This window comes from Chitinophagaceae bacterium, assembly GCA_016713085.1.
In the GTDB taxonomy this organism is placed as follows: domain Bacteria; phylum Bacteroidota; class Bacteroidia; order Chitinophagales; family Chitinophagaceae; genus Lacibacter.
This window is the reverse complement of sequence record JADJPV010000002.1, coordinates 734,627-752,312: the sequence shown is the minus strand read 5'-3', so window position 1 is coordinate 752,312 and position 17,686 is coordinate 734,627. Positions and strand designations below refer to the sequence as shown.

Genomic DNA, 17,686 nt, shown 5'->3' with positions numbered 1-17,686 from the left:
ATCAGTAGAAAAGAATTAAATGGCAACAGGTGATCCTGCGAAACATTTACGCAAGTCATTCAGTCGCCCTGGGGGTCTGGCTATAAAAAAAATAAACCCATAAATGATGCCAATGCCGACCCCGGGATTTCAACAACTGCAGCAGTTTTTTTATCATCAGCCTGTTTAGGTGATAAGTTCAAAATAAGTTCTAACTCCCGGGGTCGGAAGCCAGACCCCGGGCCGACGGAGGATAACAAGACGATGCTGCTGAACAAATCGGGCAGACCGCTAAGGCGGGCCGACCGGTTTGCATCCCTCACATCAAAAACGAAAGATCATCCTGATCCATGATTTCTTTTTTCAGCACCTGCTGTTCTTCTTCGCCCGATGTAAATAAGACTCCGGGCTGTTCACCAATGTACAGCAATACATCATTCTCTAATTTCAAAGCAGTTCCTTCAGGTAAGGCAACAATGGGCACACCATAATTGAGCTTGCTGAATTCTATCAACCGCTGATCACGGGTTTCACCGTTATGTCCTTCAGGTTTTGTATTGATATAATGCGGGTTGATCTGGAAGGGCAAGATGCCGAGTGCATTGAGGGTCTTGGGTTCAATGATGGGCATATCATTGGTAGTGCCGATGGTGGGGCCTGTAATATTCGATCCTGCACTCCAGCCGATATAGGCAGCGCCCTTGTTTACTTTATCACGGATGAGATCGAGCAGTTTCAGTTCATAAATATCATGCAGCAGTTTAAAGGTGTTGCCACCTCCTACCATGATAACTGTTGCTTTGTCAATGATTTGTTTTGCATTGGCAGGGGTTACTGTTTCTATTGTATATGGCAAACCCTGCATGGCTGTTTTAACCATGTTGGTATAAGCATCATAGTCATTGTCTACCGATGCAAAGGGAACAAAGGCAATGGTTTGTTCTTTATCGCCCAGAAATGTATGGATGATGGGCAAGGCTGTTTCAAGGTATGCGCCATTCCCTGCTCTTGAACTGCTGAATACAAGAATACGGTTGAAAGACATGAATTGATTTGATTGAACTAATAATGAATGGGGTAAAGGTATTGAATGATTTGTTGGGATGTCAAGGTCGGCCCACGCCTCGTGGTCTGACCGGGTAACAAACCTCCGGGGTTTTCAACAAGGTTTTATAAAATGAACAGAGCAGCAGTAAAACCCCGGAGGTTTTATTCTGCTCACTCTATTTCGAAAACTTCAGCATATTCAGCAACAGTTGCCTGCCAACCATATTGGCCCTGTTTCTGGATGAAGCATTGATGGTATTCATCGCTGCATTTTCACCATCACCCTCTGCCCTTTCTTTTTGCATTCCTTCTGCGAGGCATGAAAAGATATCGAGTGTACAGATGATAATCTTACCACGGCCATGCGGTACAACACTCAATGCGCTGTACACTTCTTTTGCATGATCGGCTACACAGGCAACAACGGTTTCACCATTGAACAGTCGAAGCCCTCGCCTGCTTTTATTGTAAGTGGCAAAACATTGATACTCCCAGTTAAATACAGATGCCTGTGGTAAACCATTCAGCAACGCATGTTCTTTGGAAAAGAAATTACCACCATACCAGGTTGTCCGCAGTTCTTTTGTTCCCCTGTAGTCCAGCACTTCTTTCTGTGCAAGATGTGCGGCCCACGCATCGGTATTCTGTACAACGATTAATGTATTGCCTTCATTCACCCATTCAAGAATATCAGTGACTAACTGGTTACCTGTTTGCTGTGGCTGGAATGCTCCAATCACTAAATACTTTCCTTCAGGTCTTCCTGATTTATATTCTTTAGCGGTAAGTGCTTCTGATTTAAAGAATGATTTCAATATGCCGCTTGTATCAGCAAACATTCCTTCCGTTGGTATACCAGCTGCATCATGTGCAACAGCAAAGATCTGATCATCCCCTTTTGTAACAGTCTTGCCGTTTTGTACTAACTGTGCTTCTACTGTTGTATAACCTGCAGTGCTTACAGCAATGGGTAAACCTGCATGAAGCAGTTCACCGTAAACAGTACCGCCGCTAACGGTGACAGGTATCGTTTTTGAAAAACTCACTTGCTGATGATCATCCACAACCTTAACCTGTAATTCATAGTTGCCTTTCAAGTTCACGGTGTTTACGATATAAAAATCAGCAATGGATGTATCGCCTGTTGCCAGTACTTTACGGTTGAGCTTTACTGCCACATAAAGCGGAACAGTGTAACGGGCAATCAATGCAGGGTCGCCTTTCAGGTTACGGTAATTATCTACCACGCCTGAATGATTTTCCAGCTTCATACTCTCCCATCCGTTAATGGCATATCCATCAATGGTATTATTGATGCGGATATTTTCAATGGTACGGCCCTGGTAATAGTAGGCCACATTTCCCATGGAACGGGTTAACTGATCAACAGTAGGAAATGCTTTATGAAATGCAGGATGTGTTTGCAGAAAGTTGTTGTATGCATCATACCATTTCAGATAATCAGCAGCTTCCCATCCTGTTGTTTTTCCTGTTTTGATGATTTCATTGCGGATTAATTCAAGACGTGGCGGAGTACCGATCGCTCCTTCTTCACCGTAATAAATAATTTCATCTTTCTTATCGCTGTAACGTAAATAATCTTTTGGATTGCGGTAGAGGTTATCATGATACACACCGGGGCCGCCTGCATGATGCTGATCGAACCAGCCATAATCATAGAAGGTAAAATCATAAGGAAACAGGTGCAGTTTAAATCTTGCATCAGGTCCCTGCTTAATGGCACCATTGGAAGAATTGTAGGTAAGGATTCTTGTTTCATCAAGCCGGTGTGCAGCAATCATCTGGTCCCTGTCCTGTTGCTGCGGTTCTGCTCCCCGTTCATTGTGCATATTGTAAATAACCAATGATGGATGGTTACGGTCACGCCTGATCATGCGGAACAGTTTTTCATTGCGTACAGCGAAATAAAAATCGGCCTGTACTTTTCCTAACGAATCAGTTGGGTTAAACATATTTGCCGGGTATTGATTTCCTCCCGGCTCTTCAAAATACAGTAAGCCTAATTCATCCGCATAGTCCAGTACATTCTGTTGTCCGATCGTACGGTGAAAGTTGAGCATGTTCAATCCAAGCTTCTTGGCTGCTTCAATTTGTTTTCTCGCCAGTGCATCTGATGGAGCAATTCCATTATCGGGCCAGAAGCCCCATGAGATAGAAGTGAGTAATACTATGCGTTTGCCATTTAGATAAAATTGCTTATCGCCTTCTACATTTCTTACTTCAAACCAACGGAAACCAAAACGCTGAGTATATACATCAGCACTACCATCCTTTCCTTTCCACACTGCAGTAAGCCGATACAGATTGGGAGAATCCACACTCCATAATTTAGCACCTTCAACAGCAATGCTGAATGTTTGTGTTGTTACACCGGGCTTCACATCTGTTACTGTATAGTTTTTGGAAAATACAATTTTACCATTGGGCGCAGCTTCACGAACCTGCAGTTGCAGATTACAATTGCTGCTTTGTTGATTGGTGTTTGTGATGCTTAGTTCTACATCCACTTCCTTCATTGCTGGTTTATTCTTGATAAATACATCGCTTGTATAAACCTTATCAGTCATTACCAGTTTCACTTTACCGGTTATACCGCCAAACCCATGTGTTGGATTTGTTCGATAGTTGCCCCACATAAAGTTTTGTGAATCACGCCAGTCGAAATTACCATTGGGATCAGTGATTCTTACAGCTACCTGGTTGGCTGCACCGTAACGTACAGCTTCTGTAATATCAAGTTCAAAGGGAGTACTGTTTACTGCATCATAACCAACGAGTTTTTCATTGACAAAAACCTCTGCTCTGAAACGTACTGCTTCAAAATGGAGAGCAACTCTTTTACCTTTTGCTGTTGCAGGTACATTGATATTTGTTACAAACCATGACACACCAAGATAATTCCCGTTTACTCCGGTTGTGCTTCCATTCTTACCCCAGTAATACTGTTCCACTGTTGCAGGTAACTGTACATTGATTCCTTTTGCTTCTTTTAAAAACTTCCATCCTCCCGCAGGTTGATGAACAGGAACTTTCGTTATATCAACAGGTGGCGTATAAAGAATATCCTGTACCCATGTTGCAGAAGGATCCATTACTAATTTCCAGTTTTTGGTTGATAAGTCAGTAATGGTTCTGCCGCTCTGTGCATGAACGGTGATACTGAATTGCACTAAAAAAAACAAAGCGGCCAGGGAGGAGATAATCTTTTGCATGTATTGAATTAAATAATGTTTAAACATAAACTCTCACAAAAAAGAATGGATGTCCTTACAGGGGACATCCATTCTTCATACTTATATAAACTGCTTATTGCTGTGCGAATCCATATCCATTTGTAATCTTTCCAAATGATTTTGAAATGGTTTCTGAGCTTAACGGTAACAGGTAACGTGGCGGAACACCTGCTGCATAATATCCATCCGTATAACCTTTGAAAACATCTGTTGAATACTGACTTTCGTTGGCAACAATATTATCGGCCCACTTTGTTTTTACATAGCCGGCCGCTACTAATGCGGTTGCTTCTGCACCTGCCGGATCAATATAACGGAACAAACCTTTAATGGCAAGATTCCTTGCACCTGTGGTAGGTATAAATGTTGCATTGGCACTGCTCCACAAATCACAGTTACCTCTCCAGCCGGGGAAGTTAACAGGATGGGTTGCATCAGCTTCGGTAACATTACATTGTGTAGTAAGCATTTTACTGATTCCAAAATCAGACATGTTCACTGCTTTTACATAAATGAATCTTGAAATTTGATTACCATTAGCGAATGTATAATAACCGTTTGCTTTTAATCCTGCAATCATTGCAATCTGCAGATCACGGAGTGCTTTTATTTTTTCTGGCATTTTACCTGTTCTGATCAAATCATAACGGCGGAAGCCTTCTCCTGCAAATTCTAATTTACGTTCCTGGAGAATGGCTTCTTTCAATGCATCACCTGATAATGTACCGAGGTAGTTTGTAACCATTGTTGTTTGATCAGCAGCTGCAAATGCACGGGCTCTTACTTTTCTGAATTCTGTTTTTGCAGATCCTTCATCGCCCAGTTCGGCATACACTTCTGCGAGCATTAAAATAACATCAGCCATACGCATCTGAGGCCAGTTAACTCCTGATTGACGCTGGCTTGCAGTCCATGGTTTTGCCATCCTGCTTTCATCCCATTTATTATTGGTCAATCCGCCGGCATCTCTTGAACCGGGAGCAAACGTAATAATCTTTTCTGAACAGGCACCTGAATTGGCAGTTACTGCAGTGGTAACATCTCTTCTTAAATCTTTCGGATCATAATCACCATAATAGAAGGAAGGATGCATACGGCTTTGCCCGTAACTCTTACATGGATAAGCGTTTGAACCACCACCACCTGAAGGACGGCCAAATGCATAAGGCCTTTCAGAAAACTGACCCTGTGTTTCACCTACTTCAAATAATGATTCAGGACTAACCACCAGGTTCATATTGTACTGGAAGTTCATCTGGAATGGATTATTGAAAGCGGCTCCACGTGAATCAGTTGTAATAAGTATCACTGAACCCGGTGCATCAACACAGGCTTTCAGGTATGTTTTAGCAATTTCATAATACTTCTTATAATCAGTTCTGCGTACATATTTAGCACTCCATTTTTCTGTACCGATCTGTGTAAATGTTGCAGTACCATAATCAAAATCAGTGCGGCGCAAACCGTATCCACCTGCAAACAATGCCATCTTGCCAATAAGCCCCTGTGCAAACGTGCGGGAGAAACGTTCTGCATTAATACCACCTTCTCCAATACGGTTCATGAAAGGTTCAACCTTGATTAAATTGGCGATTTCTCCATCATAAATCACATCACGGGAAGTTAACTTAGATGTATCTGATATATTACTAACAGAAACTGCTTTGATACGGTAAGGTACATCACCAAAATAACGCACCAGGTTAAAGTAAGCAAAGGCACGGAAAACGGCTGCTTCACCATAAAGCTGTGTCCAGCTGTTGATTTTATTAGCAGCAACTGCACTCTTATAATCATCTTTTTCTTCAATGGCTGCCATCATGATATTAGAGCGGTTAATAATGCTGTACATATTCTTGTAGGTATCAACTGAATTGGTATAGTTAATAGTTATTTCAGTTGCATACAAACCTTCAGGGATATGACGTGTTTGTGCGGCATAACCTTCGGGATGCGTTTCTGCATCTGAGCCTACCACATCCAAATCATAAAAAAGACCGTTGCCGGAGCCACGCCATATTTCATAGTTACCTGCCATTACTTTGTAGGCTTCGCTTGGATCAGAGAATACAAAGTCCTGGTCAACAGATGACATCGACTGTACATCAAGAAATTTCTTGCAGGATGCTGAGAAAAGTATGACTGTTCCCAGTATGATGCTGTAAAGAATATATTTTTTCATTTGAATAGTTTTGATTGATTAGAATTCTACGTTTACACCAAAAGTGAATGAACGTGCACGTGGATAAGCTCCCCAGTCAAGTCCTGTTGTTGGGTATTGTGCTCCTCCCTGGCTTGTGTTTGCATTTACTTCCGGATCAAGACCCGGATAATTGGTCAATGTTAACGCATTATAAATTGAACCGAACACTCTGAGTCTGGCAATATGTGCTTTACTCAGCAGGCCTGTTGGTAAACTGTAACCAATAGTTACTGTATTCAAACGGAGATAAGAACCATTCTGCACGCCCAACGTAGAAACAACGGGATTTTCATGATATGCCAGGAATGTTGTTGCATTTGCATTCAGTGCTTTCAATGCTGCGGGATCCGTTACAGTTACAAGCTGTCCGTTTACAATATCATGAATCCTGTAGGAAGTGGACAAGTAGTTGAAACGGTTTTTATACAAACCATCTTCCTTGCTTCCGTAAAAGGCAGCGAGGTAGTTGGCATTGTAAATTTTGTTTCCATAACTCCAGTTACAGTTCAATGCAAAGTCAAATCCTTTATAATTTCCACTCAAACCAAAGCCACCCGTATGTTTAGGATTCATATCACCAATTACACTAACATCACTTTCGTTAATTACACCATCCTTATTCAGATCTTTAAATTTAATTACACCGGGATAGGCTGTTTGACTGCCGGGTTTGTTAGCGGTAGTTCCATAAACAGTACCAATGATTCCTGAAGCAATATCAGCAACACCTGGTTTTAATGTATAGATGCCTCCTGCATAATTAAAATCATCAACTGAATACCATCCTTCATAAGTATAACCTCTAACCTGTCCAACAGGTTTTCCTACCTGTAAAATATAATCACCTGTGCCGGGCTGGGTCATGGTTGAACCCCACTGGGTTTTATACAAACCATTTACACCCGGTGCCAGTTCATCAACACGGCCCTTGTTGAAGTTGATATTAAAGTTTGCGTTTAAATTAAAATCATTTTTGCGGATGATATCTCCGTTTAATGAAACTTCAATACCACGGTTGCTTGTACTTCCAATATTATCATACATACCTGAATAACCAAGGCTTGCATCAATTGAAGTAAGCATCAGCAAATCCTTTGTTGAGTTTTTGTACAGTTCAACTGTACCATTTAACCTTGCATTTAACACAGAGAAATCAAAACCAACATTCCTTGTAATGGTTGTTTCCCATATCAGGTTTGGATTGGCAAGTGTTGAAGCAGGAGAATAAGAACTCTGCTGCGTTTCGTTAATGGAGAATTGTCTTAAACCATCCGAATTCCAGATAGGTTTCCAGAGAGTTGCACTGATACCATCATTCCCTACTTCACCATAAGAAGCTCTTAGTTTCAGGTTGTCAAGCCATTTAACATCTTTCAGGAAATTTTCATCGCTCATGCGCCATGCAACTGCGGCTGCAGGAAAATATCCATACCTGTTTCCTGGTGCAAAACGGGAAGAACCATCAGCACGGAAAGTAGCTGTAAACAAATACTTGTCCATCAGTGAATAATTCACACGGCCAAAATAAGAAAGCATTCTGCCCGGTGTTCCTGCACTTGAACCAAGAGAATAATAAACGGTTGTGCTTTGCAGGTATTGATTCATCATAGCAAATGCACGATCAGGTGTAAATGAAACGGGATACCTGCTTCCTGAAATGCTGTATCCTTCAGAAGCTGAGTTACTCAGTTCCTGTCCTAAAGTTGCATTCAACTGGTGGTTATCGTTGAACAATCTTGTTTTATAATTTAAAATATTTGCCCAGCGTAATCCCCATCCTTCAGCAGAAGAAATGCCGGCATTTCCTGCAAAGGTTTTATTTCCTGCCGCATCAAGATAGTTGTTGGCAATAGCACCAGACCATGTTTTATTTTTATTCCAGTACTGTGTAACCCCAAGTTCAGATCTGTAAGTCAATCCTTTGATGATTGTCCAGTCGAGAGCCACATTTGAACGGAGTGAACGCTCTTTTGATAATGGTAAGTTATCAGACATCACTGAAATCGGGTTGTACTGGTCCTGCAATACATAATCATATAAACCCAACTGCGTATTCTTTGAATCATTCAGTTCACCTTTTACATCAGCAGTAACAATGGGGCGGAACTGGTAAGCACTTGAAAGAATGGAACCTTTACCGTTTGTTGTTCCTTCGTTACCCATCCGTTGAATATCAGTAAAACGTGTATCGAAAGTAATACCAAGTTTATCGGATATTTTCTGATCTAATTTGAAGGCAGCATTTGCACGTTTAAACCATGAGTTGATCTTCATCCCGTCATCATCGGTATAACTCATGGACAAAATATATTTTGTTTTATTGGTGCCATTTGAAATACTGACATTATGATTGTGTGAAAATGAACCGGTGTACGCCTGTTTTGAATAATTCAGTGCATTCACTGACTTGTAGTGATCAATTCCATCAGGATTATTATAAGTAGCTGAATAAGCACCAATCCCCCAGAGCATTCCCCATGCATTGGCATAACCATCGCTGATTGCTTTTGCATAACGCCAGTTATAATCAATATAATTATAAGCGTTCATTGTTTCGAGATACTTGGTTGGCTCGTTAAACTGAAGGTAGTTATCGTAGCGGATCGTTAACTTTCCAATCTTTCCGTTTTTGGTTGTAACCATGATTACTCCATTTGCACCTCTTGCACCATAAATAGCAGTAGAAGATGCATCTTTCAACACATCAATACTTTCAATCTGGCTTGGAGGAATATCTGAAATAGAGCCTACGGGAAAACCGTCAACAATAAATAATGGTTCATTACTTTGAGAAACAGAACCACCACCTCTTACACGGATTGAAATACTTGCACCAGGTCTTCCGTCCTGTGTAACAACATTTACACCGGGGAGTTTTCCCTGTAATGCCTGTGCAGCATTTGCCACCGGTACAGCAGCAATCTGCTTACCGGAGATGGAGGCAACAGCACCTGTTAAATCTTTTCGTTTAGTGGTACCATATCCTATAACCACCACTTCTCCTAAGCTTGTGTTTGTAGTTTCAAGTTCAACTGATACTGCAGACTGACCATTCAGAGCTACTTCTTTAGTTACAAAACCAACATGCGTTACAACCAGCACAGCAAGTTTGCCGGAAACTTCAATGGAAAAGCTTCCGTCATTTTTTGTAACCACACTGTTCTTTGTTCCTTTTTCTGTAATTGTTGCGCCTGCAACAGGTTCACCGGCTCCGCCGGTAATTTTTCCTGTAATCACTTCTCCGGCAGGTACAGGATTTGCAAATGCAGTAGTCTGTATTGAACAGAGTAAAAGAAAGGAAAAGAAAAAAACGGCTGTTTTAAGAGGGATTCCTCTTGTGAATAGACATAGTAAACTTGTGTACCGTCCGGGAGACGATACTCTTGGCATAGCAATCATTATAGTTTAAGGTTTAAAGGTTAAAAAACAGAGGCAGTAATTAGTTTGTGAAATAAAACAATTGAGGCTGTATTATATCTGCGTGATTTTTTTTATTGATGAACTGTTTACAAATCGTTAAATAAAATTAGACAAAATAGAAACGGGCACTTGATATGCATACTGATTTATCTACGCAAACGTTCCCGCTGCTGTACGCAATCGTTCCCGACATTAAAAAACAATGGAAACAATATCAGGCTTGCTGTTAAAATTGATGAGAGAAAAGATTGTAAAATGATATATAAAACAACATCGGTATTGTTATCTGCACGTTGGCAGGGATGCCAACATGAGCATGGAATGCAAAAATAGCTTACTTCTTTACCAACGCCTCATACAGCACTTCCACCGGATGCAATGCCTTTACTTTAGTTCCATCTTTAATCTGATGTCTGCAGGATGTACCTGCTGCAACAATAACTTCATCAACAGCTTTAGCACGCACAGCAGGAAACAGCACTAACTCTCCTACCTGTTGGGAAATGGCATAATGTTCTTCTTCATAACCAAAACCTCCTGCCATGCCACAGCAACCGGAAGGAATGAGTTTTGCTTTATAGTTGACAGGAATATCCATACATGCCTGCGTAAAGGATTGCAAACTCAATGACTTCTGGTAACAGTGCCCGTGAATGAGCAGACTTTTTGTTTCAGTTGTAAATACATGATGATCGATCAACCCTGCCTTTGCTTCACTGGCAATAAACTCTTCAATGGTAAAACAGGAAGTTGCAAGTGCTGCTGCTTTTTGTTTGTTTGCTTCAGTTGCAAGATCAACTGCTTCATCCCTGTAGGTAAGAATAGCCGATGGTTCAATACCTATGAGTGGTGTTTGTGTTGTAACCACTGCACTCAGCAACTGAATATTTTCATTGATGAGTACAGCTGCTTTGTTCACCAATCCTTTTGATAAATAAGTCCGTCCGCTTTCCACATGCGTTGGAATAATTACTTCATATCCCAATGCTTCTAATAATAAAATTGTTTTCTTTCCAATCTCCACATCATTGTAATTGGTGAACTCATCACAGAATAAATAAACAGGTTTGTTGGATGATGCAGCAGGTTTATGTTTTTTATACCAGCTGAGTAATGTTTGATTGCTCAGCTTTGGCATTGTACGATCAGGATGAAAACCAACCAGTCGGTTGGCTGTTCTACGGAAGAACTCTACTCCATAAAACCAGTTAAAGGCCCATGGTGCGATTGATACAAGCTTCATCTGTTTGCTGAAATTGGCAATCAAATTGGCTCTGAACGGAACTCCGTTCTTAGTATAATACTGCTGTAAGAACTCTGCTTTCATCTTTGCCACATCAACACCTGATGGACATTCTGTTTTACATCCCTTACAACTTAAACAGAGATCCATGATCTCTTTGATCTCTTTATGATTGAATGGCTGCTCATCCACTTCATTACTTAAAAACTGGCGCAGGAGATTGGCTCTTGCCCTCGTGGTATCTTTTTCCAGTCGTGTTGCCATATAACTGGGGCACATTACTCCACCACTGATGGGCATCTTCCTGCAATCGCCGGAGCCCGAGCATTTCTCTGCAAGACTTAAGATGCCTCCGTCATTAGAGAAATCAAATGAAGTCTTGATGTTTCTTGTTACGGGCTTTTGCTGTACACGTAAATGTGTATCCATTGCAGGTGTTGCGGTGATCTTTCCTGCATTGAAAATATTATTGGGATCGAAGATCTGTTTTACCTGCTGAAATAACTGATAGGTTTCTTTACCAACTACACTTGAAATATATTCACCACGTAAACGTCCATCACCATGTTCACCAGACAGAGAACCTTTGTATTTCTTTACCAATTCAACTGTATCTGCAAGAATGTTACGGAATGTTTTTAATCCTTCTGCCGATTTTAAATTGATCATCGGTTCAACATGCAGCTCCCCCGCTCCTGCATGCGCATAGTACGATGCATTCACATTATGTTTGATGAGCACCTGTTGCAGATCGGCAATATAATCAGGTAACTCATCGGTGCTTACTGCACAGTCTTCAATTAAATTAACGGGTTGTGCATTGCCTTTGAGATTACGCAGTAAACCAAGTCCTGCCTTCCGTACTTCCCATGCATACTTCGTTTGTTCATTGTATAAAACAGGATAAGCATAACCCAATCCTTCATTCTTCAACGATATTATTAACTGTTCTGCTTTTTGTTTAACCACTGTTGCATCATCATCCATAAATTCAACCATGAGTAGAGCAGCAGGATCGCCTTCAATAAAGAAACGGTTCTTACTGTATTCAGGGTGATGGATGGTAAAGTCCATGATGTATTTATCCACCAGTTCACCTGCCATGGGCTTATGTTTCAGTGCTGCAATATTTGCTTTCAGTGATTCAATGATGGAGTTGCAGTGAATACATACTACTGCAATTTCTTTTGGCGGCAGATCAAGCAGTCCCACTTTTATTTCAGTAACAAAAGCAAGTGTACCTTCTGATCCTGCAATGAGTTTACACAGATTGAATGTTTCCCCTTCTTGATTAAATGGATGCATTGCAAGCAGGTTATCTAATGCATAACCGGTATTTCTTCTGCTGACAGATGCTTTGGGGAAATTTGTTTTGATGAGCTGCTGATTGGTTTCATCAGCTAATAATGTATACAGATTGTGATCGATTGTTTCTTTGAGTGTTGATGCATGCTGATGCGGTTGAAGTTCTTCTGCTTTGATGATCACTTCTGATCCATCACTTAGCAAAGCGGTTACTTCCTGTATATGATCTCTTACCGATCCCCATATAATACTGTGCAGTCCGCAGGAATTATTACCAAGCATACCACCAATCATAGCTCTATTGGCAGTAGATGTTTCCGGACCAAACATCAACCCGTATTGTTTTAAATGATAATTGAGATCATCCCTGATAACACCGGGCTGTACTCGTACCCATTTCTCTTTAGTATTTACTTCAAGAATCTGTGTAAAGTATTTAGAGATGTCAACCACTATTCCGTTTCCTACAACCTGTCCTGCAAGAGAAGTGCCCGCTGCTCTTGGTATGAGTGTTACTTTATTTTCATTAGCGAATCGGATCAGTGTTTGTATATCAGCAACAGTTGATGGGATAGCAACAGCCAGTGGTTTTTCCTGGTACACCGATGCATCGGTTGAATAGGCCATTAACTGTGCCTGGTGAATGGCAGTATGATCATAAAAAAGCAGTCCCCCGAAATCCTTATTTAATTGCTCTAATCTCTTTTCCATATTATCGTTCATTAACGGGCATTCAAATTTACTTGCTTTCGATCATGAATAAACAGATTTGGGGAAAATGCTTATTAGTGAGCAACAGTTTATTATTATTGAATTAAAAACTTTGACAGGCTGATAGGTATGCCATACTTATCAGCAGGTTGATGAACTGAAAAGCGTGGTTGAAGTATGGCATACCTTCAACCACATTCATCATTACTATTTAAAAATCTGAATACTCAGCCGGGCGAAGGAATGTAATATCAATATGTGATACATTATTTTTGTATTCAGGCATTCCTGAAAGTTTTTTCCAGTAAGGATCACTGCCAAATGCTTTCCAGTGCTCATCTCTGTCAGCCTTGTTTTCAAAACTGGTGAGATACATCAGGTTGGGCATTTTACTTCCTGCAATTACTTCACTGTAAAACACTGCATTAAAATTGAGTTTTTTAAACAGGCCTATTTCATCCCCTTCATTAAACATGTGTACTTTGTTCTGAAAAATCTTTTCTGTGGCACTTTCATAACTTCTCAATTCATATACCCTGTCTTTTTTAGCAGCAGTCAGGTTTGGCAACTGCATTTCCGGAGCCAGTGAAAAAGCCTGTAATAAAATAACTTCTTTTCTGTTGTAGGGCGACTTTGTATAAACTGCGTTGATATACTCTTCGCCTGCTTTGCTGAACGCAGCATCTTTCTTCAGTTTCAGATCAATGGTTGTAATCATCTCCAGATTCCTAACAGGAACAAATACGTACAACAGTTTATCAACTGCTGTATCATTGGCAATTGCTTTAAACACACCTATGTTGCTGATACCGGCACGATGCAGAGCTGGCAGTAACGCTGCTTCAAGGTATTGTTCAATCACTTTCCCCTGCGCTTCTGTGCTGTAATGATAAACTGTAAGCTGATAAAATTCCCGTTTAGGTTTACCTGTGTTTGCTGCTAAAACCTGACTGATCAAAAACAAACACATGATAAATGTAGCAACTGCAAATCGTTGATTCTTTCTCATATTAATTTTAGTATAAATTTTACCAAACTAAAATTAGGGAAATTCAGATTGACCTGAAAAAAGGATGCTGACGATTTCAAAATCATGAAAAGAAAAAGTCCCCCGTTTTACCGGAGGACTCTTAATATTGGCTTCAAATTGTGCTATTTCTTGTCCGTTATCCGTAAGGTACAGAAGCCAGCGGTTTCTTTCACAGGAAGTCAGGTTTTAAAAACAGGTTATTGGATTTGGTTCTACAGGTTCTCTTTTAGGATAAAGTCTTTATTTCTATTGGTAGAATAATATTACACATAATAATACCGCCTGCACAGGGTTTCATTGCATGATTTCAGGAAATTCATGTATACCCAGTTTATCCCTAAGTGGTAACATTTATTTCAGCCTCATTTCCTGAAACAACTTTACTGACAGTGGCCGGATTATTCATCCACATCGCTGTGAACAACTTTTTTTAGAAAAGTTTCACAGATTTTGCAATTTAAAACACAGATTTACGGTATCATATATCTGTAAAGCCCTTTCATGGAACAAACAAAAGAGATAACTGCACTGCTCCACCTGATTGATGATCCGGATGATGAAGTGTATTCAACAGTGAGTGAACGGATCATTTCATTCGGAAAACAAATCATTCCCAACCTGGAGCATTTATGGGAAACCACACCAGATGAAACGATACAGGAGCGGATTGAAATGCTTATTCATGGTCTGCATTTCCGTGATCTGCAGGTTGACATGCAGGCTTGGTCAACAGACAAAGAACATGATCTCTTTACAGGAGCTTTACTGGTGAGCCGTTATCAATATCCTGATTTAAACCTGTCTACCCATTACCAGGAGCTTGAAAAAATACGCCGTAATATCTGGTTAGAGCTCAACAGCTTTTTAACCTCACTGGAAAAAATTAATGTACTCAATAATATCCTGTTTAATTATTACAAGATTAAAGGCTCAGAAATTAATTATTCGCAGCCCGATGATTTTCTTGTACATAAACTGGTTGAATCAAAAAAGGCAATGCCGTTTCAATGGGCATATTGCTGATTACCCTTGCCAACCTGCTGGATATTAATATGCACATGATTAATATTCCAAGGCAATTCATCATGGCTTATTTTGATGATGACCCAGAAATAGTTTCTGACAATGAGATTCCACCTGCACAAATTCAGTTTTACCTGGATGGAGCAAGCGGACAGATCTTTTCGCATAAAGATGTTGAAACCTATTTCAAACGCATCGGCGTAACTCCTACTGTTTCTTATTTCAAACCACTCAGCAACAAACGGATTATTCAGTTGATGCTGGAAGAGTATGCAAAATGTTTCTCTGATGAAAAGAAGCTGTATAAGAAAAATGATCTGCTCACACTTGCATCGCAATTAAATGATACTGATGACGAGTGAACCAATCAGCTGGGATGATTTTGAAAAAATTGAGATCCGCACAGGAACCATTCTTGAAGCAGTTGATTTTGTGAATGCAAAGAAACCTGCTTATCAACTCAGCATTGATTTTGGTGAATTGGGCATCAAACGTTCATCAGCCCAAATCACGCATCATTATACAAAAGAAGAATTAACAGGTAAACAGATTGTTGCTGTTGTTAATTTTCCACCCAAACAAATTGCAAACTTTTTCAGCGAATGTCTTGTACTGGGCATTTATGATGACCACAATGAAGTTGTTTTACTAAAACCCGATAAACAGGTTAAAAACGGAGGAAGAATTGGCTGACAAACTTATACATACCGTTCATTATTCATCGCCTTTAGGCATCATTCAGTTGCAGGAAGGAGAAGGACTACTGACTGTTGCCAGCTTTATCAATGATTCACCCATTACCAAAACAGAAGCAACTTCATCGGCAGTTTTAAAACAGGCTATACAGCAACTTGATGAATATTTTGCAGGAACAAGAAAGCAATTTGATCTGCCCTTACATCCATCAGGAACAGATTTTCAGCAAACAGTCTGGAAAGAATTGGTAAAAATTCCGTTTGCTGAAACCATTACTTATCTCCACATGGCAAAACGTTTGGGAAATGTAAAAAGCATTCGTGCTGCAGCATCGGCCAATGGAAAAAATCCTTTAGCCATTATTATACCCTGCCACAGAGTTGTTGGCGCTGATGGTAAACTAACCGGTTATGCAGGTGGACTTCACCGCAAGCAATGGTTGCTGGAGCATGAAAATAAAATACAAGGGAAGCCGGTATTATTTTAATTTACGGGCAGGATCTGATAGCCAGGGTATCGTACTTGCCAGTTTGAGAATTCCATCTTACAACCAAAGTTCCTTTTAAGATTACCTGTGCTTTTTTAGCAGCAACACAGGCACTGTCACCCAATTCTTCATAATTAAATACTGAATCTCTGGCCCCAACCATCAATGTGTCGCAATTTTTTCCCATAAGAGTGTGATACCAATAACCAGATTGATTTCGGAGTTTTTCAGTGATAATTGAATCTTTCTGATACGTATATCCTTTTTCATCGCAGGGTAATGAGGTTTTGCTTGTGGCAACATATAGAAATGAATAGGCAAATATTCCCGCCATGAATACGAAATATCTTACCAGTCTATTTTTCATAAAACAGTGTTTTCATTTTTAAAGACACCAACCAGGCAATAACCGCTGCCAACAAATCAAAATAATCAAACGTAAAGGCATTATTAAAAAAAAACTGAATCAGCTCTGCTAATAAAACTATCAGCAAAACAAAGAAGTTGTAGTAAAACCCTGATGACAGTTTGTAAGTAAAAAGAAAGTTAGCGAAAGAAAAGCTCCATAAAAAATCAGGAAGCCAGCCTGTAACAAACAGAAGTATTTTATTCCCGCTTTTCCACTTCCATGATGCAGGAAATAAATCTGCCAGGCATGAATCAGTTCTGAAGAAAACATAAATCAGAAGCCCTCCAACAAGTGGCAGCGCCATCAACCAAATAAGCCTCCTGATCATTTTTTTAACCGTTGAGATCGGTACTTGTGAAAGACAATGGCAACAGCATTGCTGCATCTGGAATAATGAACACTTTGCCATGCATACCGCCCAGAATTAAACGGATGGGAACTTTTGTTTTTTCCCTGAACTCCTGCAATGCCTGGCGGCAAATTCCACAGGGTGTGATGGGGTGATTACTTTCCCCATTATTATTAAAATAGCTGATAGCAATTGTTTCAATCGGCATTTTTGGATACAGCGATGAAACCGAAGCCAGCACTACCCTTTCGGCACATAAGCCTGCGGGAAATGATGCATTTTCCTGGTTGCTTCCTGCAACAATTTCACCATTACTGAGTTTGGCAACTGATCCTACCTGGAAACGTGAATAAGGAGCATAAGCATGCTGGGTTACTTCCCTGGCTTCATCCAAAAGCCATTTGTCTTCTTCTGTGAGGTCGTCAATTGAATCATATACCTCGTAGTCGAAATGATAATCCTGTTTGTTCATAGTTCAATTTTTATACTGGCATTATACCATTTTGTTACTTTCCTGATCTTGTATGTCC

The 17,686-nt window shown here is 40.3% G+C and carries 11 protein-coding genes and 1 pseudogene; 3 read left to right on the top strand and 9 right to left on the bottom strand.

Going from position 1 to position 17,686, the window contains the following annotated elements:
- Positions 1-298: 298 nt before the first annotated feature.
- The 6 genes from pepE to IPK31_16090 all read right to left on the bottom strand — a co-directional run bounded on the left by pepE (position 299) and on the right by IPK31_16090 (position 14,132).
- Positions 299-1,024, bottom strand: a complete 726-nt coding sequence (gene pepE, locus IPK31_16115) for a dipeptidase PepE (protein ID MBK8089334.1) — start codon at positions 1,022-1,024, stop codon at positions 299-301.
- Positions 1,025-1,202: 178 nt separating this feature from the next.
- On the bottom strand, positions 1,203-4,259 hold the full coding sequence (locus tag IPK31_16110; protein ID MBK8089333.1) for a beta-glycosidase: 3,057 nt from the start codon (positions 4,257-4,259) through the stop codon (positions 1,203-1,205).
- A 94-nt stretch (positions 4,260-4,353) separates the two neighbouring features.
- Positions 4,354-6,462, bottom strand: a complete 2,109-nt coding sequence (locus IPK31_16105) for a RagB/SusD family nutrient uptake outer membrane protein (protein MBK8089332.1) — start codon at positions 6,460-6,462, stop codon at positions 4,354-4,356.
- An 18-nt stretch (positions 6,463-6,480) separates the two neighbouring features.
- Positions 6,481-9,873: a TonB-dependent receptor gene (locus IPK31_16100; GenBank protein ID MBK8089331.1), complete on the bottom strand. Its 3,393-nt coding sequence runs from the start codon at positions 9,871-9,873 to the stop codon at positions 6,481-6,483.
- Positions 9,874-10,237: 364 nt separating this feature from the next.
- The gene (locus IPK31_16095) at positions 10,238-13,162 is read right to left on the bottom strand and encodes an FAD-binding protein (GenBank protein ID MBK8089330.1); all 2,925 of its coding nucleotides are present in this window, start codon (positions 13,160-13,162) and stop codon (positions 10,238-10,240) included.
- Positions 13,163-13,373: 211 nt separating this feature from the next.
- On the bottom strand, positions 13,374-14,132 hold the full coding sequence (locus IPK31_16090; protein MBK8089329.1) for an NIPSNAP family protein: 759 nt from the start codon (positions 14,130-14,132) through the stop codon (positions 13,374-13,376).
- A gap of 561 nt (positions 14,133-14,693) precedes the next feature.
- On the opposite strand from IPK31_16090, the pseudogene IPK31_16085 reads away from it, so the two are divergent.
- The 3 genes and pseudogenes from IPK31_16085 to IPK31_16075 all read left to right on the top strand — a co-directional run bounded on the left by IPK31_16085 (position 14,694) and on the right by IPK31_16075 (position 16,398).
- Positions 14,694-15,577: pseudogene (locus IPK31_16085) on the top strand (hypothetical protein).
- Positions 15,567-15,908 carry a tRNA-binding protein gene (locus IPK31_16080; protein ID MBK8089328.1) on the top strand — a complete coding sequence of 114 codons (342 nt, stop codon included), beginning with the start codon at positions 15,567-15,569 and terminating at the stop codon, positions 15,906-15,908. The pseudogene IPK31_16085 and the gene IPK31_16080 overlap by 11 nt, the downstream one beginning before the upstream one ends.
- A 7-nt stretch (positions 15,909-15,915) precedes the next feature.
- Positions 15,916-16,398, top strand: coding sequence for a methylated-DNA--[protein]-cysteine S-methyltransferase (locus IPK31_16075; protein ID MBK8089327.1), 483 nt, complete (start codon positions 15,916-15,918; stop codon positions 16,396-16,398).
- Between the two features lies 1 nt (position 16,399).
- On the opposite strand, the gene IPK31_16070 is transcribed toward IPK31_16075, so the two are convergent.
- The 3 genes from IPK31_16070 to IPK31_16060 are packed head-to-tail and all read right to left on the bottom strand — an operon-like array spanning position 16,400 to position 17,628.
- Complete coding sequence (locus IPK31_16070) at positions 16,400-16,765, bottom strand: hypothetical protein (protein MBK8089326.1); 366 nt, start codon at positions 16,763-16,765, stop codon at positions 16,400-16,402.
- The gene (locus tag IPK31_16065) at positions 16,755-17,135 is read right to left on the bottom strand and encodes a hypothetical protein (protein MBK8089325.1); all 381 of its coding nucleotides are present in this window, start codon (positions 17,133-17,135) and stop codon (positions 16,755-16,757) included. Before IPK31_16065 ends, IPK31_16070 begins: the two co-directional genes overlap by 11 nt.
- A 4-nt stretch (positions 17,136-17,139) precedes the next feature.
- Entirely contained in the window at positions 17,140-17,628 is a 489-nt protein-coding gene (locus IPK31_16060) for a cytidine deaminase (protein MBK8089324.1), read from the bottom strand.
- Positions 17,629-17,686: the final 58 nt, after the last annotated feature.